The sequence below is a fragment of the Bacillus sp. VT 712 genome, assembly GCF_001614195.1.
In the GTDB taxonomy this organism is placed as follows: Bacteria; Bacillota; Bacilli; order Bacillales; family Bacillaceae_H; genus Priestia; species Priestia flexa.
The window spans coordinates 14420-37710 of sequence record NZ_LWBK01000048.1 but is presented as its reverse complement, the minus strand read 5'-3'; the positions used below and the strand labels follow the sequence as shown (position 1 = coordinate 37710).

Annotated in this window: 25 protein-coding genes and 1 pseudogene; 19 read left to right on the top strand and 7 right to left on the bottom strand. The window is 39.0% G+C overall.

What is annotated here, in order from left to right:
* Positions 1–74: 74 nt before the first annotated feature.
* The 7 genes from A2U94_RS17685 to rnz all read left to right on the top strand — a co-directional run bounded on the left by A2U94_RS17685 (position 75) and on the right by rnz (position 8338).
* On the top strand, positions 75–1553 hold the full coding sequence (locus A2U94_RS17685) for an NCS1 family transporter (protein WP_025909783.1): 1479 nt from the start codon (positions 75–77) through the stop codon (positions 1551–1553).
* 9 nt (positions 1554–1562) lie between these two features.
* Complete coding sequence (locus A2U94_RS17680) at positions 1563–1775, top strand: hypothetical protein (RefSeq protein ID WP_025909784.1); 213 nt, start codon at positions 1563–1565, stop codon at positions 1773–1775.
* 509 nt (positions 1776–2284) lie between these two features.
* Entirely contained in the window at positions 2285–2482 is a 198-nt protein-coding gene (locus tag A2U94_RS17675; protein ID WP_025909785.1) for a hypothetical protein, read from the top strand.
* A gap of 141 nt (positions 2483–2623) precedes the next feature.
* Positions 2624–4261: a PucR family transcriptional regulator gene (locus A2U94_RS17670; protein WP_412177906.1), complete on the top strand. Its 1638-nt coding sequence runs from the start codon at positions 2624–2626 to the stop codon at positions 4259–4261.
* A gap of 151 nt (positions 4262–4412) precedes the next feature.
* Positions 4413–5882, top strand: coding sequence for a CoA-acylating methylmalonate-semialdehyde dehydrogenase (locus tag A2U94_RS17665; protein WP_025909787.1), 1470 nt, complete (start codon positions 4413–4415; stop codon positions 5880–5882).
* An 87-nt stretch (positions 5883–5969) separates the two neighbouring features.
* Positions 5970–7340, top strand: coding sequence for an aspartate aminotransferase family protein (locus A2U94_RS17660; protein ID WP_025909788.1), 1371 nt, complete (start codon positions 5970–5972; stop codon positions 7338–7340).
* 80 nt (positions 7341–7420) lie between these two features.
* Entirely contained in the window at positions 7421–8338 is a 918-nt protein-coding gene (rnz, locus tag A2U94_RS17655) for a ribonuclease Z (protein ID WP_025909789.1), read from the top strand.
* Between the two features lie 30 nt (positions 8339–8368).
* On the opposite strand, the gene namA is transcribed toward rnz, so the two are convergent.
* Both namA and proI read right to left on the bottom strand, forming a co-directional pair.
* Positions 8369–9385, bottom strand: coding sequence for an NADPH dehydrogenase NamA (namA, locus tag A2U94_RS17650; protein ID WP_025909790.1), 1017 nt, complete (start codon positions 9383–9385; stop codon positions 8369–8371).
* A gap of 316 nt (positions 9386–9701) precedes the next feature.
* Positions 9702–10556 (bottom strand): pyrroline-5-carboxylate reductase ProI, encoded by an 855-nt coding sequence (proI, locus tag A2U94_RS17645; RefSeq protein ID WP_025909791.1) that lies wholly within the window; start codon positions 10554–10556, stop codon positions 9702–9704.
* A gap of 252 nt (positions 10557–10808) precedes the next feature.
* On the opposite strand from proI, the gene A2U94_RS17640 reads away from it, so the two are divergent.
* Entirely contained in the window at positions 10809–11762 is a 954-nt protein-coding gene (locus A2U94_RS17640) for an MBL fold metallo-hydrolase (protein ID WP_025909792.1), read from the top strand.
* Between the two features lie 66 nt (positions 11763–11828).
* Entirely contained in the window at positions 11829–12620 is a 792-nt protein-coding gene (locus A2U94_RS17635; protein WP_025909793.1) for an SDR family NAD(P)-dependent oxidoreductase, read from the top strand.
* 25 nt (positions 12621–12645) lie between these two features.
* On the opposite strand, the pseudogene A2U94_RS17630 reads toward A2U94_RS17635, so the two are convergent.
* A pseudogene (locus A2U94_RS17630) lies at positions 12646–13043 on the bottom strand (SDR family oxidoreductase); the annotation flags it as partial.
* 9 nt (positions 13044–13052) lie between these two features.
* Entirely contained in the window at positions 13053–13241 is a 189-nt protein-coding gene (locus A2U94_RS17625) for a CDGSH iron-sulfur domain-containing protein (RefSeq protein ID WP_175384181.1), read from the bottom strand.
* Between the two features lie 169 nt (positions 13242–13410).
* Here A2U94_RS17625 and A2U94_RS17620 point away from each other — a divergent pair, with 169 nt between their 5' ends.
* Positions 13411–13749 carry an iron-sulfur cluster biosynthesis family protein gene (locus tag A2U94_RS17620; RefSeq protein WP_025909795.1) on the top strand — a complete coding sequence of 113 codons (339 nt, stop codon included), beginning with the start codon at positions 13411–13413 and terminating at the stop codon, positions 13747–13749.
* A gap of 24 nt (positions 13750–13773) precedes the next feature.
* On the opposite strand, the gene A2U94_RS17615 is transcribed toward A2U94_RS17620, so the two are convergent.
* Positions 13774–14685, bottom strand: coding sequence for a hydroxymethylglutaryl-CoA lyase (locus A2U94_RS17615; RefSeq protein WP_025909796.1), 912 nt, complete (start codon positions 14683–14685; stop codon positions 13774–13776).
* Between the two features lie 175 nt (positions 14686–14860).
* Here A2U94_RS17615 and A2U94_RS17610 point away from each other — a divergent pair, with 175 nt between their 5' ends.
* From A2U94_RS17610 to A2U94_RS17595, 4 genes are all read left to right on the top strand, one after another.
* Complete coding sequence (locus tag A2U94_RS17610) at positions 14861–16048, top strand: acetyl-CoA C-acetyltransferase (RefSeq protein WP_025909797.1); 1188 nt, start codon at positions 14861–14863, stop codon at positions 16046–16048.
* Between the two features lie 233 nt (positions 16049–16281).
* Positions 16282–16971 carry a CoA transferase subunit A gene (locus A2U94_RS17605; protein ID WP_025909798.1) on the top strand — a complete coding sequence of 230 codons (690 nt, stop codon included), beginning with the start codon at positions 16282–16284 and terminating at the stop codon, positions 16969–16971.
* Between the two features lie 17 nt (positions 16972–16988).
* Positions 16989–17657, top strand: coding sequence for a CoA transferase subunit B (locus A2U94_RS17600; protein ID WP_025909799.1), 669 nt, complete (start codon positions 16989–16991; stop codon positions 17655–17657).
* Positions 17658–17722: 65 nt separating this feature from the next.
* Entirely contained in the window at positions 17723–17971 is a 249-nt protein-coding gene (locus tag A2U94_RS17595; RefSeq protein WP_226372914.1) for a YqkE family protein, read from the top strand.
* A 324-nt stretch (positions 17972–18295) separates the two neighbouring features.
* Here the strand turns inward: A2U94_RS17595 and A2U94_RS17590 are convergent, their stop codons facing one another.
* Together A2U94_RS17590 and mciZ are read right to left on the bottom strand one after the other, a co-directional pair.
* On the bottom strand, positions 18296–19204 hold the full coding sequence (locus tag A2U94_RS17590; RefSeq protein ID WP_025908916.1) for an aldo/keto reductase: 909 nt from the start codon (positions 19202–19204) through the stop codon (positions 18296–18298).
* 407 nt (positions 19205–19611) lie between these two features.
* A complete protein-coding gene (gene mciZ / locus A2U94_RS20875; RefSeq protein WP_076512177.1) occupies positions 19612–19764 on the bottom strand; it encodes a Z-ring formation inhibitor MciZ in 153 nt (50 codons plus the stop codon).
* Between the two features lie 71 nt (positions 19765–19835).
* Between mciZ and A2U94_RS17585 the strand changes: the two genes are divergently transcribed.
* From A2U94_RS17585 to xerD, 5 genes are all read left to right on the top strand, one after another.
* Entirely contained in the window at positions 19836–20387 is a 552-nt protein-coding gene (locus A2U94_RS17585; RefSeq protein WP_025909101.1) for an NUDIX domain-containing protein, read from the top strand.
* A gap of 97 nt (positions 20388–20484) precedes the next feature.
* A complete protein-coding gene (gene spoIIM / locus A2U94_RS17580; protein WP_025909100.1) occupies positions 20485–21129 on the top strand; it encodes a stage II sporulation protein M in 645 nt (214 codons plus the stop codon).
* Between the two features lie 111 nt (positions 21130–21240).
* The gene (gene fur / locus A2U94_RS17575; protein WP_025909099.1) at positions 21241–21699 is read left to right on the top strand and encodes a ferric iron uptake transcriptional regulator; all 459 of its coding nucleotides are present in this window, start codon (positions 21241–21243) and stop codon (positions 21697–21699) included.
* A gap of 436 nt (positions 21700–22135) precedes the next feature.
* Positions 22136–22363, top strand: a complete 228-nt coding sequence (locus A2U94_RS17570) for a YqzK family protein (protein WP_025909098.1) — start codon at positions 22136–22138, stop codon at positions 22361–22363.
* A gap of 6 nt (positions 22364–22369) precedes the next feature.
* Positions 22370–23263, top strand: a complete 894-nt coding sequence (gene xerD, locus A2U94_RS17565; RefSeq protein ID WP_025909097.1) for a site-specific tyrosine recombinase XerD — start codon at positions 22370–22372, stop codon at positions 23261–23263.
* The last annotated feature ends 28 nt before the right edge of the window (positions 23264–23291 follow it).

Here is a 23291-nt window from a genome sequence, read left to right as displayed (position 1 = left end):
GTATATAAATAGAGAGAAAACAGCCTTCATGATGAATGTAACGCGTTTACTAAATAGTATGAGGGGTGCAAGAAATGAAAAAATCAGGAAGCTATTTAAAATCACCGGATTTATTACCTGTTGCGCATCAAAACCGTAAAATTGGAACGCTTGGTTTTTCATTAATGTGGGTTAGTATGGCGGTTGTATTAGCCGCATTTGCAATCGGAGGGTCCGGTGTGCAAAGCTTATCTCTCGGCTGGGTTGTAGTAGCAACCGTGATTGGATCAATTGCGATTGGTTTATTTGTGACCATTATTGCCGATATTGGGATTGAACATGGTTTATCATTTCCAGTCTATATGAGAGCTCCATTTGGAACAATTGGCACTCATATTCCATCCGTTATGCGAGGGCTTGCAGCATCTTGTTGGTTTGGAATCAATACGTACTTTGGTGCTACGGCAATGAATGGGATTTTAAATGCTCTAGCAGGGTTTAATAACTGGCTCATATGCTTTTTTCTCTTTGCATTATTACAGCTTATTAATACAGCGCTTGGAATTAAAGCAGTTGAACGCTTTACGGACCTAGCAGCCCCAGTTATCATCATTATTTCAGCCTGGATGTATACGACTCTGTCGGACCAAGCTCTTTCTCAAGGTAGAGAGGTATGGGGGTGGATTGAAAGTCCGGTGACAGGAGGGGCAGCTGTTACAGCATTTATCGTAGTCATTATGAGTAACATGGGGTTTTGGGCAACGCTTGCAGCAGATATTCCGTCTATCTCAAGGTTTATTAAAGCACCTACACATGAGCGGAGTTGGGTAAAACGCAATAAAGGAGCTCTTGTAGGAAGTGTAGTGGCATTGCCGCTAACTCAAACATTTATGGTTATCATTGGTGGTGTCTCTTATATTGCCGTGAAAAACTATGATCCAGTAGTAGCGCTTCAAGAAGCCGCGTCTGGCTTCGCGCTTGGAGTATTACTTTTAATGGTTGTATTTGCCCAGTGGTCAACAAATATCTCAGCAAATTTGATTCCAGCTGCAACGATTTTTTCAAATGTTGGTGGACCTAAAGTGCCATTTGGGGTTGGGGTATTCATCGCTGGTATTGTGGGGACGATTGTTCAACCATGGAGTTTGTTTGGTATTATTGTCCCTGCATTGTTAATTGTCGGTGGAATTTTATCGGCCATTGTTGGTATCTTGTTTGCCGATTACTACTTATTACGAAAGCGTAGAGTAAACGTGACAGAGCTATATGAAGAGAATGGACAGTATCGCTACTTTTATGGCTTTAATATAGCTGGTTTACTTGCATGGACTATAGGTGGAACAAGTGCTTACTTTCTATCAACTTATTCTTTTGTTGTTGGATTTGTAGTAGGCGCTATCTGTTATTATGTCTTAGCTAAATATTGGTGGTTTAAGCGTTATAAACAAGCTGAGATTGAGACACCAAGTGATGAAAAGTATCTAGGCATTACAGTTGGCCGTGATTGGGTGATCTCAATTGATGAGAAAGTAATTCAACCTGTCGCATCCAGCCAAACTATTTCAACAGATTGAGGTGAAGGTATGTCAGACTATCAGCATTTTGTTGCAGAACGTGAAAAAATTGATTTTCTTATTGAAAAAGGTTTCATTATTAAAAGCGTAACAGAAAATCTGAGCGGTGCATTTCTAGAGTTTGAACGCATAAAGCAAGGGAAGGTTGAAAAAGAAAAGCTTCATATCTTAACAGCGGATGCTAGAAAGTACTTTTCAGGAATATTAATTCAGCAGTTATAAAATAAGAGACTGAGACATAAGTAGTTCAGTCCTTACTATACCTGAACGATTGAGAGTTTATAACTTTTAATCGTTCAGGTTTTTTGATTGTGAAAACAATGTTGGAAACAGGGTGGAATGGAGCGTAGGACACTCGACTCCAGCAAGGAAGCTCAGGTTCCTCCCCGCGGAAAGCGAGTGGCCGTAGCGCAATGGAACGAACGTGTTCAGACAAATCAAAGAGATGGGAACAGCTAGTGTTCGTCTTTTAGAAGCAATCATTTTGTTATGTCCCAAACTCTTATTTATTTTGAAAAATAGCGCAAAAAGTGAAACTAACTCATATTTTTTTCGTTACTATTCATGTCAAGTGTTACGTATTACAAACAGTTATTACATTTCATTTACAACAATGGGAAAAGGGTTTAGTTAGGGAGGGATTTGTAGTAAATAGTATAGTATAAAAGTTTTTTTGAAACAAAAATGTAAACGTTAAATATACCTATAAATGATAAGGGTGTGAAACAGAGATGATGAATGAGAAAGATTTAGATGTGATGACAGTTGAGGAAAGAAAAGTAATAGATAAGCTTAAGATGGAAATGCTTAATGCAGTGTCACTTCACGACCTACGTTTCTATAAACAGGAAATTCAGAGAATAAAAGAGCAAGCAAAAAAAAGGCATGGTTTTTTTAAAACACTGCAAGTAGCCGCTGAGAAGCTGTAAATCGCATAATGATTTATAGCTTTTTTTTGAGTAATTCCATGTAAGCAGCAAGTTATATTCTAAAAAAGTATAAAGAGATAAAATGATTTATTTTTCAGAAAACTTAAGTTAATATAAAGAGATAGACTGATTAAGGGTGGTGTGAGTTTGAAATCTTATTTGACAATTAATGAGGTTTTAAAAAGAAAGCATTTTAACAGCTGTGAAGTAATCACAGGTAAAGTCGGTCTCACAAATCGGGTAAAATGGGTTCACGTGATGGAAGTGACTCGCGTGAATGAGCTTTTAAAAGGGAATGAATTAATTCTTTCAACTGGTGTAGGGTGGAAGGAAGATAATGAATTATGCCTTTCATTTTTGAAACAGCTAATTGAATGTCAAGCTTCGGGGCTCTGTATCGAGCTTGGTACGTATACCTCTCAGATTCCTCAAAACGTTATTGAATTTGCAAATGAACACGAATTTCCCATTATTTTATTTCATGAAGAAGTCCCGTTTGTTGAAATAACGCAAGATTTGCATGCGCTACTAGTTAATCAGCAGTATTTAATGATTTCCAATTTAGAAAATTACTCTCAGCAGCTGAATCAAATGCTGCTTTCTGTCAACGATCCAAAAGATATTTTACAGCGTCTTTGCGAATCAACCGGACTTTTAGCCGGGCTTCGTATACATAGTGAAGTAACGCTTTTTCCAGCCTGTTTAGACTTACCCCAACAACAATTATTACAGCATCATATTACTAAACAAAAAAAGAATCAAAGTAGCTTTTTTACCCATTCAATTCAACTGTTAGGCGAAAGCTATGCAGAGCTATATATTCTTTCGACCAATGATTTTTTTACGGAACTTGAAATGTTAACGGTTGATCGAACAGCAACAGCTCTAGCGCAGCATTTTTTACGAGACTTATATGTTGAAGAAAAAAAGCGAGTTCAAGAAACAGAGTGGATGGTTCAGTGGATAAACGGTGAAATTTCCTCATCTCAAATCACACATTGTTTACAAGAAGTATTACATGACTTTCCAATCCAAGGTGGAACGGTTATATGCTGTCAATGTATACAAGATGTCAAGCTAGACCATACGTACTTAAAATTGACGATTCGAGCAATCTTTGAACAAGAAGGTTTTCACCTTCTCATTTTAGAAAAGAAAAGAGAGTTAGTACTGGTTGTTTTAAATAAACGTCAGGTGACTACGTGGAGGGAAAGATTAGAAAGAAGTTTGAACCGTTGGATAAACCACGTTGATTTGCAAGAAGTCAACAAATCACTAGCGGTGCAGCTGATAGGAGTGGGACAGTTTAATAGACGCTTAGATCACATCTATAAAGGCTATGAAACTGCTAGAAAAACAGTTTCCATTCAAATGACTTTGCACAACCAAGTGAAAAATCATATTTGTTTTTATGAAGACCTGCACATGTACCGCATTATTTCGTTAGTCAATGAACAGCGGGAATTACAAGAAGTGGTGATGGAGTATTTACAGCCAGTTCTCGAGTATGATCGAAAATTTAATGCAAAGCTATTTGAAACACTAAAAGTATATTTAGCATGTAATGGATCAAAGCAAGAAACGGCAAAGCGCTTATATATTGTGCGTCAGACTCTTTATCATCGCATTGAAAAGCTGGAAAAGCTATTAGGTTCTGATTTTATGGCTCACGAAAAAAGAATGGCTATCGAATTTATGATCATGACCTATGACTATTTGTTTGCACTAAACGCATCTACTACTGCTATTGATGAGCTAGAAAAAGCATCCCTTACATGAGCTCTCTTTCATTTTACTAGGTCTACTTCGTATTTCACTATCCAATGTGTGAAACTAGACAGAATTTCTATTTCACATTCTGTCTAATGAATCTGAAGTAAGAATTCATGATAATAAAAGTAAGATTGTATGCTAAAAGGGGGCTAATTAGATGTCAGTCGTGAATGAAGATACCAAACAATTAAGAAACTATGTAGGTGGAAAGTGGGTTGCCTCAACAAGCAATCAGTTTCAAGATGTGATTGATCCTTCAACCGGAAAGACGCTTGCAAAAGTACCTCTTTCAACTAAACAAGATGTTGACCATGCTGTTAAAAATGCAAAAGAAGCGTTTAAAGCATGGAAGCATGTACCAGCTCCGAAACGGGCAAGGCTTATGTTTGCGTTTCAACAATTGCTTATTGAACATCATGAAGAGCTTGCAAGACTCGTAGTAAAAGAGAATGGGAAGGCTTATAAAGAAGCTTATGGAGAAGTCCAGCGTGGTATTGAATGTGTAGAATTTGCTGCCGGAGCACCGACGCTACTTATGGGTGAATCGCTTAGTAATATTGCAGAAGAAATTGATTCAGAAATGTATCGTTATCCTGTTGGGGTTGTGGGAGGAATTACGCCGTTTAACTTTCCGATGATGGTTTCACTTTGGATGTTCCCACTAGCGATTGTCTGTGGAAACACATTTGTATTAAAACCATCAGAGCGCACGCCTTTATTAGCTACTCGGATTGCTGAATTGTTCACAGAAGCTGGAGCTCCATCGGGCGTATTAAATCTTGTGCATGGTGCACGCGATGTGGTCAACGGTCTCATTGAACATGCGGATATTAAAGCAGTGTCTTTTGTTGGTTCTCAACCAGTTGCAAAGTATGTATATGAACAAGCCGCAGCGCAAGGCAAGCGAGTTCAGGCTTTATCTGGTGCCAAAAATCATCATATTGTTATGCCGGATTGTGATATAGATAAAGCGGTGAATCACATTATAAGCTCTGCTTTTGGTAGCGCTGGACAGCGCTGTATGGCATGCAGTGCTGTTGTAGTGGTAGACGGTGTTAAAGAACAGTTCGTTGCGAAGTTGAAGCAAAAAGCAGATGAATTAATTATGGGCAGTGGGTTACAGGATGAAGTGCTTTTAACGCCCGTTATTCGGAAAGAGCATCGAGATAAAGTACTTGGCTATATCGAAGCCGGGGTAGAAGAAGGTGCTCATTTAATTAGAGACGGTCGTAAGGAAATGGAAGATTATTCGGAAGGGAATTTTCTTGGTGCCACGATTTTTGATCACGTAACGCCCACTATGACCATTGCAAAAGAAGAGCTGTTTGCACCCGTTTTAAGCTTGCTTCGAGCCGAAAATTTAGATGAAGCGTTAGAATATATTGAAAAATCTCGGTTTGGAAATGGTGCAACAATTTATACAAAGGATGCAAAAGCAATCCGTCAATTTAGAGAAGAAGCGGATGCTGGTATGCTAGGTGTCAACGTAGGAGTGCCTGCTACTATGGCTTTCTTCCCGTTCTCGGGTTGGAAAGACTCTTTTTACGGAGATCTACATGTCAATGGAAAAGACGGATTGAACTTTTATACGCGTAAAAAGATGATAACATCACGCTTTGATTTTTAGCATATTTATTAGATGAAAAGAGAGACTTCGGCTTTGGTCGAAGTCTCTTCATCCATATAATTACTAAAATCAGAAGGAGTGAATGCAATGGTTCAAGCTAGCAGTGGCGAAAAAAATAAAAGCTTAAAAAATAAGGATGAGCAATACGTATGGCACGGAATGAAACCTTATTCTCCTGAAGCTACTATGGTAGTAGAAAAAGCGAAGGGCGCTTGGGTAACAGATGAGGATGGAAATCGATTTTTAGACGCAATGGCGGGACTTTGGTGCGTAAATATAGGCTATGGAAGAGAAGAGCTAGCCCAAGCAGCTTATGAACAGCTCAAAGAACTAGCTTATTTTCCATTAACGCAAAGTCACCCTCCTGCGATTCAATTAGCTGAAAAGCTCAATGAAATGCTAGGAGATGAATATGTTATCTTTTTTTCTAATAGCGGATCAGAAGCGAATGAGACCGCATTTAAAATTGCGAGACAGTATCATCAGCAACGAGGAGAACATGGGCGCTATAAAATTATCTCACGTTACCGTGGGTATCATGGAAACTCGATGGGGGCACTGTCAGCTACGGGGCAAGCTCAGCGTAAATACAAGTACGAACCTTTAGCAACTGGCTTTCTTCATGTTCCACCCCCTGATAGCTACCGAGGTGTCGATAAAATAGATGCACCAAAAGAGCTGCTTCAGTCGGTGAAGACGATTGATGACACGATGACGTGGGAGCTTAGTGAAACAATTGCTGCGGTCATAATGGAGCCAATTATTACAGGGGGAGGTATTTTAATTCCACCAGATAACTATATGCAAGGGGTAAAAGAAGTTTGCGAAAAGCACGGGGCGTTATTGATTGTAGATGAAGTTATATGTGGATTTGGACGCACAGGGGAAGCGTTTGGATTTATGAATTATGGCGTGAAGCCGGATATTATTACGATGGCAAAAGGTATTACAAGTGCTTATTTACCTTTATCGGCAACAGCGGTCAAGCGAGAAATTTATGAAGCATTTAAAGGTAGCGATCAGTATGAATATTTTCGACATGTAAACACATTTGGAGGAAGTCCAGCTGCCTGTGCACTTGCACTCAAAAACCTAGAGATTATGGAGAGTGAAGGCTTATATAATCGTTCAAAAACGATGGGAACCTATTTATTGAAAGAGTTAAAAGAAGAATTGCAAGGACACCCGTATGTAGGCGACATTCGTGGCAAAGGGCTGCTGGTAGGAATCGAGCTTGTTTCTGATCAAATTTCCAAAGTTCCCCTGGATATACAGTTAGTGAATCAAGTAATTGCAAGGTGTAAAGAAAAAGGAGTCATTATTGGGAAGAATGGCGCAACAGTAGCCGGGCATAACAATGTGCTCACTCTTTCACCGCCTCTCATGATTCCAAAAGAAGATTTAAACCTTCTTATTTCTGTATTAACAGAGGCGCTTCAAACAATTAGGGTAGCATAGGTAAGTAAAAAGCCTGTATAATGTGCATACAGGCTTTTTGTTCGGATTAATGTTTGAATTAAGTAGAAAGGGAGAAGCACATGGAACTATTATTTTTAGGAACGGGTGCCGGAGTACCAGCTAAACAACGAAACGTTTCCTCAATTGCTTTACAGCTTCTGCAAGAGCGAAGTGCCGTATGGCTTTTTGATTGCGGAGAAGCAACTCAGCACCAAATTTTACATACTTCCATTCGCCCTCGTCGCATCGAGAAAATTTTTATTACGCACTTGCATGGTGACCATATTTATGGCCTTCCGGGTTTGTTGGGGAGCAGATCGTTTCAAGGAGGCGAAGAACCTCTTACCGTATACGGTCCCCCTGGTATTGAGCAGTTTATTAAAGTCGCGTTAGAAGTTAGCCAAACGCACTTGAAGTATCGGCTTCAAGTTGCTGAAGTCAATGAAGGGGTTATATTTGAAGATGATACGTTTAAAGTAGAATGTGCAAAGCTTGAGCATGGCGTAACGTCATACGGATATCGAATCGTTGAAAAAGACTTACCGGGTGCGCTACAAGTAGAACGTTTGAAAGAAGCTGGAGTACAACCAGGACCTCATTATAAGCAGTTAAAAGAAGGCAAAACTATTTTTCTAGAAGATGGGCGGGAAATTAACGGAGCGGAATTCATTGGAGAATCCAAACCAGGAAAAATCGTAACCATTTTAGGAGATACGCGAATGTGTGAAAATAGCACGATGCTTGCAGAGAATGCGAACGTTTTAGTTCATGAAGCAACATTTGCTGAGGGCGATGAAAAGCTGGCTTATGATTATTATCATTCTACAGCCAAGCAAGCAGCACAAGTAGCTAGGCAAGCGAATGTGCAGCAGCTAATTCTTACTCATATAAGTGCTAGATATCAAGGAGAAGCAGTCAGGCAGTTAGCAGAGGGGGCGCTGAAGGAATTTAAACATACTCTGGTTGCGTCTGACCTAGCGAGTTTTTCTATTGAATAAAAGTGAGGAGCCCTAAAGGCCCTCACTTTTTTACCAACCTCGTTCATATTGAACAGGTGCTTCAATGGTTGTGTTTAACTCTTTGGCGGCTGTGCGTGGCCAATACGGATCGCGCAGTAGTTCTCTCGCGACGAATATGAGGTCAGCACGTTTACTTTGAAGAATCTCTTCCGCTTGAAGACCGCTCGTAATTAAACCAACAGCCCCTGTATCAATGTTTGCTTCGTGCTTGATTTTTTCTGCAAACGGTACCTGATAGCCAGGGTAGACGTTAATTTTAGCATGCACAAGTGCCCCTGAGCTTACATCGATTAGGTCAACACCTTGTTCTTTCATCCATTTAGCGAATGTAACATGGTCATCGATAGTTAATCCGCCTTCAGCGTAGTCAGTTGCAGAAACACGAACAAATAAAGGACCGTCCCATACCTCTTTTACACTGTTAATCGTTTGTTGTAAGAAGCGATAGCGGTTTTCAGCAGACCCACCGTATTCATCCGTGCGCTTATTGCTTAATGGAGATAAGAATTGGTGAATTAAATATCCATGTGCTCCGTGAATTTCAATAATATCAAAACCAGCTTGTTTTGAGCGTTTTGCACCTTCTTTAAAGGCTTCAATTGTTCTCTCAATATCTTCTTTTGTCATTTCAGCAGGTGTTTTACTTTCATCATCAAATGCAATAGCAGAAGGAGCGTAAATCGTTCCATCTACCGTCGCTTTACGGCCTGCGTGTGCAAGTTGAATAGCGGTTTTACTACCGTGTGCTTTCACTTGATTAACAAGCTTTTGTAACCCTTCAACATGTTCGTCATTCCAAATCCCTAAATCACGTGATGTAATACGTCCTTCAGGTGTTACCGCAGTCGCTTCAATCATGATTAAGCCAACTTGGCCAACAGCACGTGATGTATAGTGAGCCAGATGCCAATCTGTTACAATGCCATCTTCCTCTTCACATGAATACATGCACATGGGCGACATTACAATTCTATTTTTCAACTTTACATCTTTCACTTGATAAGGTGTAAACAATTCAGCAGTCACTTTCATATCCCTCCATTATTTCGAGTTGCTAACAAAATGCATTATAGCACTGAGGTTTAGTAAATTTCACTTTATATGCTTTACTGTTTCATGGAGAGTTAGTAAAAGAGACTGAGACATAAGTAGTTCAGCCTCTACTATACCTGAACGATTGAGAGTTCATAACTTTTAATCGTTCAGGTTTTTTGGTTGATTGTGAAAACAATGTTGGAAACAGGATGGAATGGAGCGTAGGATACTCGACTCCTGCGGGAAAGAGATGGGAACAGCTAGTGTTCGTCTTTTAGAAGCAATCATTTTGTTATGTCCCAAACTCTTAACGTGATGTACGACTGCTCATCATTTTTTCATCAATAGCTTCACCTAATTCTTTTGAGCGAAGTGTAGCTTTGTCAATACATTGGATAAGCGCTTCTTGAAATTCGTAGTCAGTCAGTTGTTCTAGCCCTGCTTCTGTCGTTCCTCCTGGACTGGTAACTTCTTTTCGTAACGTGGTAGGACTTTTTGGTGATGTTCTGAGCATCTGAGCTGCACCAATTAGTGTTTGTGTAATTAAGTCTGTCGCTACGTCTGACTCAAGGCCTTGATGTAGAGCAGCTTTTTGCATCGCTTCTACCAAATAATAAACATATGCGGGTCCACTACCTGATAAGCCTGTAACAGCATGAAGTTGTGCTTCGGGAACAACTGTAACCGTTCCAACTGTATGGAAGAGAGTTTCAGCTAATTTTATATGCTCGTCGTTAGCATGCTCCCCTTTGGAAATGGCCGTTGCAGATAAACCGATTGAAGCGGAAGTATTTGGCATTGCTCGAACAACAGGTACTTTGTGTTGAAATAAAGATAAGATGCTACTTGTTGAAACTCCTGCAAGGACGGAAATGATAAGGTGGCTCTTATGGATATAAGGCTTAATGTTTTCAATGCTTTCCACAACGTCTTTTGGTTTGACTGCTAGTACAATTACGTCGCTTTTTTGAATGATTAAAGGAATGTTTCGAGTAATATTAATTTTATATTGATTACGTAATTCATGAAGTCGTGCGTCGTTGCTGTAATTTGTAACGTGAATTTGTCCGGGCTTAAATTTGTTTGTACTAATTAGCCCTGAAATCATGGCTTCGGCCATTGATCCAGCGCCGATAAAAGCAATATTTAATGGTTGTTTCATCAAGGGATGAACCTCCTTTTTATATATACCTGTTAATGAATGAAAATACTTTTTGTTCTGTATGAAGTCGTTGTATTTAATACATATAAGCTGTCTTCTGTGAGTGGATTTTATAAGCATATTGTTGTAATTATGCACTGAGAAAATGATAGCTGTCAATCTAATTTTCAGAAAAGAAAGCATATTGTATGAATGTATATTGGAATCGTGTACACTTAAAGAAAACGTCATTACTTAGAAGGGGACAACGTTATGAAGGAACAAATTCACAAATTCACATTGCCAACACCGTTTGCAGTTGGAGATGTAAATGTATATGTACTAAAAGGAGAGTCCATTACTTTAATTGATGCAGGGGTGAAGACAGAAGAGGCTTGGAATTCTTTTACGAAACAGCTAAATGAAATTGGCTTACATGTAGAGGATATCGATCAAGTGTTACTGACACACCATCATCCGGACCATGTAGGTATGCTTGATTATTTTTCACCAGATACACCGGTAATCGGACATTGGAGAAACGAGCCGTGGATTTCGAAAGATCCGAATTTCTTTGACCAGTATGACCGATTTTTCACAGAGTTCTTTACGCAGTTAGGCGTAGATGAACGATTTCGAAAATATCTAAAAGGATTACGTCATTCAATGAAATATTCTTGTGAAAGATCACTAAACAATCAAGTTCAAGAAGGTAGTGTAATAAAAGGCTTGGAAGATTGGGGTATTATTGAAGTGCCTGGACATGCTCAAAGTCATATTGCCTTATATCACCAGCAAAGCGAAACCTTAATTGGTGGAGACGTATTACTTAAACATATTTCATCTAACCCGCTTATTGAGCCTCCGTATCATGAAGGTGAGAAACGAAAAAAGTCAATGCTTCAGTATAATACATCTCTTCGTCGTCTTTCTGAATTACCTATTTCATGTATCTACACAGGCCATGGAGATGAAGTGAAAGAAGTGAGTAAACTTGTATCAGAACGACTAACTAAGCAAAGAGAGCGTGCTGAAAAAGTATATCAACTTTTAAAGAACAAGCCGATGTCTGCATTTGATGTTTGTAAATTCCTGTTTCCATCCGTGTATGAAAAAGAATTAGGGTTGACGATGTCTGAAACGGTAGGGCAATTAGACTACCTTGAAAGCCTCCGCCAAATTAGTTGTCAATATGAAAGTGATCGTTTTATTTATCACACTCATTAATCTTGTTTTTTTAAGTGTAGAAAGATAAGATTAAAAGCACTGAGTTTGTATAATTGAGGTGTAAGAATGAATAATCTTAAAGGAAAGCATATTTTAATTACGGGTGCATCCGGTGGATTAGGAAAAATGATTAGCTATGAAGTAGCTAAAAGAGGTGCTAATCCAATCCTTGTTGCTAGAAATGAAATCCGCCTTCAAGAAGTATCAGAACAAATCAGTGAGAAGTATGGAGTTACTTGCCGTACATATCGATTAGACGTTGCTAATCTAAGTGACGTTCAAACGGTCATGAATCAAATTCTTGAAGATGTTTATAAAATTGATGTGCTAATTAACAATGCTGGTTTTGGGGTATTTGAGGAAGTAACGGAAGCTTCAATGGATACGATTTTGTCCATGTTTCAAGTAAACGTCCTGGGATTAATTGCGTGTACGAAATCAGTATTACCAGCTATGTTAGAAAGAAATGAAGGTCATATTATTAATATTGCTTCTCAAGCAGGTAAGCTAGCTACGCCTAAATCCAGTGGGTATGCTGCTTCAAAGCATGCCGTATTAGGGTTTACAAATGGATTACGCCTAGAAATTGCTAGGACTAACGTGCGAGTGACTGCAGTTAATCCAGGTCCAATTCAAACCAACTTTTTTACCATTGCCGATCAAACAGGTTCTTACGAAAAGAGCATGAAAAATATGATGCTTGACCCAGTAGATGTTGCTAGAAAAGTCGTTGAATCTATCGGGACCAACAAGCGAGAGATTAACTTGCCAAAGTGGATGGGCATTGGCTCTACAATTTATCAGGTTGCTCCATGGTTAGTTGAAAAACTAGCAGGAAATGCGTTTTACAAAAAATAAGCTCAGTGCCCTCAATGGGCACGAGCTTATTGTAGGATGGGTCATAAAGCATTTTACCAGGCCGTGTGTATGCCATGTGACCTCCATCAACCGTAATGCAATCTCCCGTTACATATGAACTGTCATCAGATGCCAAGAAAAGTACAGCGCCTGCTACCTCTTCTGGTTTTCCTAGACGTCCCATTGAATCAACCCATTCGTAGGCTTTTCTAAACTTTTTTCCTTCTTCTGATCCTGATAGTCCGTCAAGAAGGGGGATTCAATTGTTCCTGGTGCAATAACATTAACGGGAATACCGTCCCGTGCATAACCGATAGCCATTGTTCGAGTAAGATTTGTAATTGCCCCTTTTGCAGCGTTATATCCGGATCGACCTAAATCTGCAGCTAGTCCAGATACAGAGGAGTTATTAATAATTGAACCGCTTAAAGATTACTCGTCTAATACGGCTTTAGCACGCACGCAAGACTCAAATTTACCTTTATGATTTCCGTCACAAAAGGGCATCTTTTGTGACATGCCACATCGACATAGTGAAAACGTGGGTTTCGTTTCATACTTATTACCTTCAGCATCAATTAATTCAACATCACCAGTCACTCGAAATGATCCGTTATCCATTACCTTGATTTGAACTTTTGGCAAGTTAATTCCTCCTTATGTATGATAAGCGCTCATCCATTGTCTATACTAATGAGCGTAATAGTTTATGGAGTGAGCATTGTATATTATACTTCATTATATAAACATGTTCGCATCGTTTATACATTTATTTAAAAGGAGCGATAGAATGAACATTGTATTTACCAATCGTGCTCTTGAAAAAGTTGCTGAAAAATATGATCAAAGCTCATCTCTATTTTTAAAATTGAAATATGATACGGACGGCTGTGGCTGTGTTGTAAGCGGCGTTACATCACTTTGGATTGTTGCTGATAAAGAATTTGATGACGTTGTTGTTTCGACAAACGGTGGTGACATTCTTATTGAGAAAACAAAACAAGTGTTTATGGATGATAACATGACAATTGATTATAGTGACGCTGCTGGAACATTCATGCTAAAAAGTCCAGCGCAAATTTTAAATCCAAGAATGTTATTTATTGACCAATCAGCAAAAGCGCGGTAGATTCTACCGTGCTTTTTTACTTTCTTATCGTTTAGCTAATTGATAGAGACGGTATTGCTTACTTGAAACTGGATGTGAAAGGTAGGGTTCAATATAGGAAACAGCTTCCAGAATTTTTTCGCGATTCACATTTGTTTGAACACCCATTTCATCTAACATAAAAATTAAGTCTTCTGTTGCAATATTACCAGTTGCCCCTTTAGCGAAAGGGCATCCACCAATCCCGCCAGCTGAAGAGTCAAAGCGGGTAACCCCAGCTTGAAGGCAAGCATAAATATTAGCCATAGCTACTCCTCTTGTGTCGTGAAAGTGTGCGTTTAGTAGGACTGTAGGAAATGCGCGTTTCAATGCTGAAAAGAGAGTAAAAACGTCTTTTGGGTTAGCCATCCCGATTGTATCTGCAATGCTGAGCTCGCTTACGCCCGCTTCTACAAAGTGTGCGCAAAGCTCTACGGTTTTGTCTGGATTAATTTTCCCTTCGTATGGACAGTAAAATGAAGTTGATATGCATGTGCGAACGTAGGCATTACGTTCTTTAAGCTTCTCCATAAGAGGTAGCTGTTGGTGAAGAGCTTCAGCGGTTGTTTTGTTAATATTATGCTGGTTAAACGAGTTGCTGACGCCGATAAATAAAGCAACAGATTGACAATTTTCTTCAAGTGCTTTAGTCAGGCCTTGCTCATTTGGAACGAGAACAATATGGCGGTTATTAGTAGGTTGCTGTAATGAGAATGCTTGAATAACTTGCTGTGCATCCTTCATTTGAGGCACCCATTTTGGTGAGACAAAAGAAGTTAATTCAATCTCTGATAGGCCAGCTTCTTTTAATAAAGAAATAAACTGGATTTTCACATGTGTTGGTACAAATTTTTTTTCATTTTGTAGTCCATCTCGAGGACCTACTTCAATGATGGTTGCTTTAGAAGGTAACGACATAATTTTCCTCCTTTTTGATAACGCTTTCAATTACCTATTTTAAAGGATAGAAGTTTAAATTCAATAAAAATTATAAATTTTTACAAAATAAACGAAATTACAATAGGAAAATTAAGTTGGTTGTCGAATAAGCATATATGTGACAGTAATCAAACAGTAGGGAGAGGTTAACGACATGAGTCAAACAGAAGTGGTCATTGTAAGCGCTGTTAGAACGGCAATCGGCAGCTTTGGGGGAAGCTTACAAAATGTTTCTGCACCAACTTTAGGTGGAGTAGTCATTAAAGAAGCACTAAATAAAGTAGGAATCGCAGCAAATGATGTAGATGAAGTAATTATGGGGAACGTCTTGCAAGCAGGATTAGGTCAAAACCCGGCTAGACAAGCAGCTCTCGCAGCGGGTTTACCAGAAACAGTTTCTTCATTAACAATCAATAAAGTGTGTGGATCAGGACTAAAGGCAGTTCATCTTGCAACTCAAGCAATCCTTGCTGGTGATGCTGAAGTTATCGTAGCGGGTGGAATGGAAAATATGAGCCAAGCGCCATATTTATTAAAGAATGCTCGCAATGGATTCAAAATGGGAGATCAAAAAGTCGTTGATAGTATGATTCAAGATGGACTATGGTGTGCTTTTAACGATTATCATATGGGAATTACAGCTGAAAATTTATGTGATAAATATAGCATTACGCGTGAAGAACAAGACTCTTTTGCTGCTGCTAGTCAGCAAAAAGCAGAGGCTGCAATCGAATCAGGACGATTCCAAGATGAGATTGTTCCGGTAGAAGTACCAGGACGCAAAGGTCAAGTAACCATTTTTGATCGCGATGAGTTTCCACGTGCTGGTACAACAGCAGAAAGCTTAGGTAAGTTACGTCCTGCATTTAAAAAGGATGGTTCTGTAACAGCTGGAAATGCTTCTGGTATTAATGATGGTGCGGCAGCGGTTGTTGTGATGAGCCGTCAAAAAGCAGACGAACTAGGCTTAACACCTTTAGTAACAATTAAATCCAATGCAAGTGCTGGTGTTGACCCAAGCATTATGGGAATCGGCCCAGTAAGCGCTGTAAAAAAAGCATTGGAAAAGGCAGCGGTATCTTTAGAAGATGTTGAATTAGTAGAAGCAAACGAAGCTTTTGCAGCACAGTCAATTGCTGTTGATCGTGAGCTTAAATTTAACCAAGAAACATTAAATGTTAATGGTGGAGCAATCGCACTAGGTCATCCAATAGGAGCTAGTGGAACTCGCGTGTTAGTTTCTCTTATTCATGAAATGCAAAAACGTGAAGCGAAGCTAGGTCTTGCAACGTTATGCATTGGTGGCGGACAAGGGGTTGCTACATTAGTAGAACGTCCATAATATTGAAAAAACCATGAAGCTATTTTAGCATTCATGGTTTTTTTTTATGCCATATATTCTCAAATGAAGTGAACGTTCTTAAAAAGTAGGCATATAGTATAGCAAAACACCTATAACTTTTTCGAACGAAAAAATAATTACTTATAATTGCTAGTTATATATTTTAAAAAAGTTCTAAATATTCTATAATAAAATAGTAAGCGTTTTCAAAAAATCAAAGGGGTGGGTTATGTATGAAACCGGTACATACATCATTTATTGAAGCAGTTAAGCCAGTAAAAGATGGTTCAACAATTATGGTTGGAGGATTTGGTCTTTGTGGTATTCCGGAAAATCTCATTTTAGCGTTAGTCGAAACGGGAGTAAAAGACTTAACGGTTATCTCCAATAACTGTGGAGTTGATGAGTGGGGACTAGGATTATTATTAAAAAATAAGCAAATTAAAAAGATGATAGGTTCCTATGTCGGTGAAAATAAAGAATTTGAGCGTCAAGTTCTATCAGGAGAGATTGACGTAGAGCTTTTACCACAAGGGACGCTTGCAGAAAAGATTCGTGCTGGCGGAGCAGGGATTCCAGCTTTTTATACACCAGCAGGAGTTGGCACACCAATTGCGATGGGAAAAGAAACAAGAACATTTGACGGCAAAGAGTATTTATTAGAAGAAGCATTGGTGGCAGATGTCAGCTTAGTAAGAGCTTGGAAAGCTGATTACATGGGAAACCTTATATACAATAAAACAGCTCGCAATTTTAGTCCGATGATTGCAGCTGCAGGTAAAGTGACAATTGCTGAAGTAGAAGAGCTTCACGAAACAGGTAAATTAAATCCAAATATGATTCATACACCGAGTGTTTATGTTCAGTCTTTAATTGTTGGCGAGCAGCAAAAACGTATTGAACGCTTAACGGTTCAAAAATAACGAGAGGAGCGGTTATGATGATTGAAAATGGTGTAAATGTAAGAGAGCGAATTGCAAAGCGAGCAGAAAAAGAAATTCAGGATGGCTTTTATGTAAACTTAGGTATTGGTATTCCAACACTTGTTGCAAATTATATTTCAGACAATAAAACGGTGGTACTTCAGTCGGAAAATGGATTGTTAGGTATTGGACCTTATCCAAAAGAAGGAGACGTCGATCCAGATTTAATTAATGCCGGTAAAGAAACCGTAACAGCTATCGATGGAGCAGCGTATTTCGATAGCGCTGAGTCGTTTGGAATGATTCGTGGTGGCCATATTAACATAGCGATTTTAGGTGGTATGGAAGTTTCGGAGACCGGTGATTTAGCAAACTGGATGATTCCAGGAAAGATGATTAAAGGTATGGGTGGAGCTATGGACCTTGTCCACGGAGCTCAGCGCATTATCGTTATCATGGAACATGTGACAAGAAAAGGTGAACCAAAGATTTTAAAAGAATGCACGCTCCCTTTAACAGGTCAAGGTGTTGTAAACCGCATTATTACAGATCGTGCTGTTATTGATGTAACTGATACCGGGCTAAAGCTAATTGAAGTAGCATCAGGATATACGGTCGATGATATTATTCAATCAACCGCTCCAGGTCTAGTAATAGACGAAAATGTAAAGCTGGATGCGTTCTAATTAATTGTTGTAGATATTTGCTTATGGTAAAATGTCTATCATAATTTAATTGCAGTGGGTGAACAATGATGGCAAAACACAGGCAAAAGAACAGTCAAAAGAAACAAGAAAATCAAATTAGTTTAAAAGATCAATTGAATAGCGATTTAGTAAAGCAGCTTCAAGCAAAGAAACATGCGCTCGCGAAGCGTGAAGAGCAGAGAATTGAGGAAGAGCAAAAAGAGAAAGAGCGCGCTCGAAAGGAAAAAGAAAAAAATAAATCATTTGAAGAACTATTTAATGAAAGTGATTTAAAATGGAATGAATTTAAATAAAAGAGGCTGGGACATAAGTAATTCAGCCAATGATAAACCTGAACGATTGAGAGTTTCTCACTTTTAATCGTTCAGGTTTTTTGGTTGATTGTGAAAACAATGTTGGAAACAGGGTGGAATGGAGCGTAGGACACTCGACTCCTGCGGGAAAGAGAGGGAAAACGGAGATCCCGCAGCGCAGCGAGGAAGCTCAGGTTCCTCCCCGCGGAAAGCGAGTGGCCGTAGCGCAATGGAACGAACGTGTTCAGACAAACTAAAGAGATGGGAACAGCTATTGTTCGTCTCTTAGAAGCAATCATTTTGTTATGTCCCAAACTCTTTTATTTAGCGGTGTGCTTCGTATTTATTTGCTTTAGTTAATGATTGAAGCTTTTCATAGTGTAGTTCACTTAAAGGGAGCTTTTCAACAGCTTGTACATTTTCTCGAAGCTGAGCTGGACTACTTGCTCCTGCTACTACTGATGCAACAACAGGATGATAAAGGCAGTAGTTTAACGCTGCGTGATTTAAGTCTGAATCAACGCCCTGTAGAGCAGGTATAAGCTGTTCCAAATCTTTTTTCGTATAAGTTAAATAACCTGCTTCGTTTGTAGCAAGCTTTTCTTGAGCGCGATTTGTTAGCAAACCTTTTGCGACGGGACCTCTTGCAACCACGCTGATGTTATATTCGTTTAAAAGAGGAAGCACGCTTTCTTCAGGTCGACGGTCTAATAGGCTATACTGCATCATTACGCTAACGATTGAAGATTTTTTTACGAATTCACGAATAACGTTTGGGCGTATAGACGAAATCCCATATTCACGAATGAGTCCTTCTTTTTTTAGCTCTTCGAACGCTTCGATTGTTTCGTCAATGTTGTCTTCAATTGTGCCTCCGTGCAGTTGATATAAATCAATATAATCGGTTTTTAATCGGTGTAAGCTTTCCTTTACGGCATCCTTTATGTATGCTTTCGATGGGTCCCAACGCCAACCGTCCTCAACGTCATTCCAGCGGTTTCCTACTTTTGTAGCCAAAATGATATCTTGTCTCTTTGGTTTTAGCGCTTGACCAACAATCTCTTCATTGAGACCGAAGTCATATAAATCAGCGGTGTCAAAATAATTGATACCAAGATCAACCGCTTCATCTATAATTCGCTGAGCACTTTTAACATCCGTTCCTAGCGACATACACCCCAAGCTAACTTCACTAACCAATAGATTGGAGGAACCTAGCTGCCTCTTTTTCATCCTATCCACTCCTTTGGAATACGTTTTATCTATTATATTGTAGCCTGGATAATTTTATAAACTCAACTAATTGACTCAAAGAGGCACAGAAAAGAGGCTGGGACATAAGTAATTCAGCTAATGATAAACCTGAACGATTGAGAGTTTCTCACTTTTAATCGTTCAGGTTTTTTGTTGATTGTGAAAACAATGTTGGAAACAGGGTGGAATGGAGCGTAGGACACTCGACTCCTGCGGGAAAGAGAGGGAAAACTGAGATCCCGCAGCGCAGCGAGGAAGCTCAGGTTCCTCCCCGCGGAAAGCGAGTGGCCGTAGCGCAATGGAACGAACGTGTTCAGACAAACCAAAAAGATTGGAACAGCTAGTGTTCGTCTCTTAGAAGCAATCATTTTGTTATGTCCCAAACTCTAACTTTTTATTATCTTTTTAGGTTCGTTTGAAATAGTAGAAACCCATTCGTGAACATATTGAAAATGCGTACCATATTCTTTTAGCTTTTGGCGGATTTCCCATGCTTTTCCTACTAAAATCACTTGTTTACCCTCTACATAAACTTTCATTTCTTCTACCTCCTAAAAGTCGTATGATAGAATATATGTAAAGGGTTTAAATTTAGAACGAGGTGGATAAAATGGATCATTTAATTGAAAAGACGCTTGCGAAAAAAGAGATTTTTAAAGGAAGAGTCATTGATTTACAAGTGGAAGAAGTACAGCTTCCAAATGGGAAAACGAGTACGAGAGAAGTTATTAAGCATCCTGGAGCAGTTGCTGTTATTGCATTAACGGCTGACCATAAGCTAGTAATGGTCAAACAATATCGCAAAGCAATGGATCGAGTCCTAGTCGAGATTCCAGCAGGTAAACTTGAAAAAGGTGAAGAGCCCATCGTCACAGCTAAACGTGAGCTAGAAGAAGAAACGGGTTATACATGTAAAGAACTGAAACATATTATTTCCTTCTATACGTCACCGGGATTTGCAGATGAGCTTGTACATCTCTATACAGCCGAGAAGCTAGAGGTTATGGAAACAAAAGCAAGCCTGGATGAGGATGAGTTTGTTGAAGTGATAGAAACAAGCATTGAAGAAGCGCTTCAAATGATTCAAACAAATGAAATTTACGATGCAAAAACAGCGTACGCAGTTCAATATTTACAGCTTAGAAGTGCGCTAGGTGAGTAACTACCATTCGTTTCTACTATAAAAAGTAGAATAATCTCTGTCATAGTTACGCTGAATCTATCATATACTCTATCGAGTGATTGATAGGGGGAAGACGATGAGAAAAATGTGGATTAAGCGTGCTTATACACAGCACTTGCGCGATAACAGTTCAATTTATCTATTTGTCACGGTGCTGTTTTTAATGGGGATTATCTTTGGAGCTATCGTGGTAAATAGCTTAACAGTCGATCAAAAAGACGATCTTTATTTTTACCTAAACCGTTTCTTTGGCCTTGTTAAAACTGGAGAAGTGGCCACGAGTACCGAAATGTTTCAGCAAAGCTTCTTTCATAACGTAAAATACCTCGGGCTTATTTGGATTTTGGGTATAGCTATCATTGGCTTACCAGTCGTGTTAATCTTACTTTTTATTAAAGGAATGGTGATCGGATTTACGGTTGGCTTTTTAGTAAATCGCATGGGACTTTCCGGCTTTGCGTTATCTTTTGTGTCGGTAATGCCACAAAACATTTTCTTAATACCTGCGTTTTTAATCTTAACAACAGCTTCCGTGGCGTTTTCGTTAAAGCTTATTCGTCAGCAGTTCTTTAAGGGAGCAAAGGAACAGGTTGCTGCTTCGTTCTTTCGTTACAGCGGTATTTTAGTAGGAGTATTTGTTTTAATTGCATGTGCATCCTTAATTGAAGGCTATGTTTCTCCTACATTAATGAAAACAATGATGAGCTTAGTGAATAAATAATAGTTATTCTTATTTTAAAAACATTCTTTTATTTACGTTATAATAATTTTATTTTGACACCCCTTCGACATTTGATATAATAAATGAGTGAATGGCGAGGGAGGGAATGTTATGGAAAATCGAGTTGAGCGAATAAAGCAACAGTTGCACTCAGCAAGCTACAAATTGACACCTCAACGTGAGGCGACTGTAAGAGTACTCCTTGAACACGAAGAGGATCATTTGAGTGCCGAAGATGTGTATCTCCTCGTCAAGGAAAAGTCTCCGGAAATTGGTTTAGCAACTGTTTATCGAACTTTAGAATTACTAACAGAATTAAAAATTGTTGATAAGATAAACTTTGGTGATGGCGTGTCTCGCTATGACCTTCGTCAAGAAGGAGCTGCACACTTTCATCACCACTTAGTTTGTATCGAATGTGGATCAGTGGACGAAATTCAAGAAGACTTGCTTGAAGATGTAGAAGAGATTGTTGAAAAGCAGTGGCGCTTTAAAATTAAAGATCATCGCTTGACGTTTCATGGCATTTGTCATCGTTGTCAAGGCGAAGATGAAAACAAAGACGAGTGAAATAAGCCTTTTCCTTTTGGGAGAAGGTTTTTGTTTTTTTATGAAAATGACTAAGCTCGGCGCTGTATTTACGAACGCGTAGCTTAGTCATACGGAGTTAATGGAATGGAAGATTGTAAAAAAGTGAAATCGTTAATGGTATTGCTAGTAGAGTACCCGCAGATAGTAGCGTAATAAGCTTGTAGTTATTTATTTCTTTAGAGGATTTCATCGTTTCGCGAGATACTTCATACCATATTCCGGTTGATATTAAAGCAATCAGTAATAGCATAGTGGTAGTCAGCTTTTTCACCTCCTTCAGCAATATAAATGTATTTTAACATATTTGTAAGTTATTAACATAAGTTAGCGTTGAATTAGGCAAGGTAAAGTAGGTATAAAACATGTCCAGATTGGCATATCTTTTAATAGTGTTGAAAATTGGAGGATATGTCTAATGAAATCATGGGTTGAGCTAGTATATAATAGCTGTAAGGTGTTTATTTTATTTACAGGCTGCACACTATTGTTTTATTTTGGTATGGTATGGGTGTCAGGAGAATATCAAGATTATAAACGTTATGATGAGCCGAGCGGCTCCGCAGTGAAAGTAATGCAAATGAACGTATATGAAGATCAAACGTGGATTGAAAGATTATTTATGTTTTATCAAAACGGGGAGTAGAGGCAATTGAAGGATCAAGTTCAAGATTTTATTCACTATTTAATAGTAGAAAGAGGTTTAGCTAAAAACACAATCGATTCGTATGAGCGGGATTTAAAGAAATATAGTCAGTATTTAGAACATGTTGAGCAGTTAAATCATCTAAATGCTGTGACAAGAGCACATATTGTGAGTTTTCTTAAGCATTTAACAGATCAGCAAAAATCATCCAAAACAATTGCTAGACATATCGCATCGATTCGTTCGTTTCACCAATTTTTACTTCGCGAGAAAGTGACTGAACAAGATCCATCCGTTCATATTGAAACACCGCAGCTTGAACGAAAACTACCGAAAGTATTAAATGCAGAGGAAGTAGAAGCACTTCTGTCAGTCTTTGATACGTCTACGCCATTTGGATTGCGAGATAAAGCGATGCTTGAGCTTCTCTACGCAACGGGAATGCGTGTGTCAGAGCTTGTGAATTTAAACATAGAAGATGCACATTTAACAATGGGCTTTGTTCGTTGCTTTGGAAAAGGTAGTAAGGAGCGAATTGTTCCACTTGGGCGAATGGCAACGGAAGCAATCGAAGCATACCTGGCACAAGCTCGTCCAATTTTAACGAAAAAGCAGCAAGGAGAACACGCTTTGTTTGTGAATCATCACGGGAAGCGACTAACAAGGCAGGGGTTCTGGAAGATTTTAAAAGGATTAGCGAAAGATGCGCGTATTGAAAAGGAATTAACGCCTCATACTTTGCGACATTCTTTTGCTACACACTTGCTTGAAAATGGGGCGGATCTACGAGCAGTTCAGGAAATGTTGGGGCATGCAGATATTTCGACGACTCAAATTTATACGCACGTAACAAAAACACGCTTGAAAGATGTCTATAATCAATTCCATCCGCGTGCTTAAAGGTAAAAGGTTAACGGCATTGTTTTAT

Bases quoted from the DNA above. Each gene is read 5' to 3' on its own strand.
- A2U94_RS17570 (WP_025909098.1), top strand. From the start codon at position 22,136: ATGAAATCATGGGTTGAGCTAGTATATAATAGCTGTAAGGTGTTTATT.
- A2U94_RS17680 (WP_025909784.1), top strand. From the start codon at position 1,563: ATGTCAGACTATCAGCATTTTGTTGCAGAACGTGAAAAAATTGATTTT.
- A2U94_RS17610 (WP_025909797.1), top strand. From the start codon at position 14,861: ATGAGTCAAACAGAAGTGGTCATTGTAAGCGCTGTTAGAACGGCAATC.
- A2U94_RS17600 (WP_025909799.1), top strand. From the start codon at position 16,989: ATGATTGAAAATGGTGTAAATGTAAGAGAGCGAATTGCAAAGCGAGCA.
- A2U94_RS17620 (WP_025909795.1), top strand. From the start codon at position 13,411: ATGAACATTGTATTTACCAATCGTGCTCTTGAAAAAGTTGCTGAAAAA.
- A2U94_RS17590 (WP_025908916.1), bottom strand. From the start codon at position 19,204: ATGAAAAAGAGGCAGCTAGGTTCCTCCAATCTATTGGTTAGTGAAGTT.
- A2U94_RS17685 (WP_025909783.1), top strand. From the start codon at position 75: ATGAAAAAATCAGGAAGCTATTTAAAATCACCGGATTTATTACCTGTT.
- A2U94_RS17640 (WP_025909792.1), top strand. From the start codon at position 10,809: ATGAAGGAACAAATTCACAAATTCACATTGCCAACACCGTTTGCAGTT.
- A2U94_RS17615 (WP_025909796.1), bottom strand. From the start codon at position 14,685: ATGTCGTTACCTTCTAAAGCAACCATCATTGAAGTAGGTCCTCGAGAT.
- A2U94_RS17665 (WP_025909787.1), top strand. From the start codon at position 4,413: ATGTCAGTCGTGAATGAAGATACCAAACAATTAAGAAACTATGTAGGT.
- A2U94_RS17675 (WP_025909785.1), top strand. From the start codon at position 2,285: ATGATGAATGAGAAAGATTTAGATGTGATGACAGTTGAGGAAAGAAAA.
- fur (WP_025909099.1), top strand. From the start codon at position 21,241: ATGGAAAATCGAGTTGAGCGAATAAAGCAACAGTTGCACTCAGCAAGC.
- A2U94_RS17625 (WP_175384181.1), bottom strand. From the start codon at position 13,241: ATGGATAACGGATCATTTCGAGTGACTGGTGATGTTGAATTAATTGAT.
- A2U94_RS17605 (WP_025909798.1), top strand. From the start codon at position 16,282: ATGAAACCGGTACATACATCATTTATTGAAGCAGTTAAGCCAGTAAAA.
- rnz (WP_025909789.1), top strand. From the start codon at position 7,421: ATGGAACTATTATTTTTAGGAACGGGTGCCGGAGTACCAGCTAAACAA.
- A2U94_RS17595 (WP_226372914.1), top strand. From the start codon at position 17,723: ATGATGGCAAAACACAGGCAAAAGAACAGTCAAAAGAAACAAGAAAAT.
- spoIIM (WP_025909100.1), top strand. From the start codon at position 20,485: ATGAGAAAAATGTGGATTAAGCGTGCTTATACACAGCACTTGCGCGAT.
- A2U94_RS17635 (WP_025909793.1), top strand. From the start codon at position 11,829: ATGAATAATCTTAAAGGAAAGCATATTTTAATTACGGGTGCATCCGGT.
- A2U94_RS17585 (WP_025909101.1), top strand. From the start codon at position 19,836: ATGGATCATTTAATTGAAAAGACGCTTGCGAAAAAAGAGATTTTTAAA.
- proI (WP_025909791.1), bottom strand. From the start codon at position 10,556: ATGAAACAACCATTAAATATTGCTTTTATCGGCGCTGGATCAATGGCC.
- A2U94_RS17660 (WP_025909788.1), top strand. From the start codon at position 5,970: ATGGTTCAAGCTAGCAGTGGCGAAAAAAATAAAAGCTTAAAAAATAAG.
- mciZ (WP_076512177.1), bottom strand. From the start codon at position 19,764: ATGAAAGTTTATGTAGAGGGTAAACAAGTGATTTTAGTAGGAAAAGCA.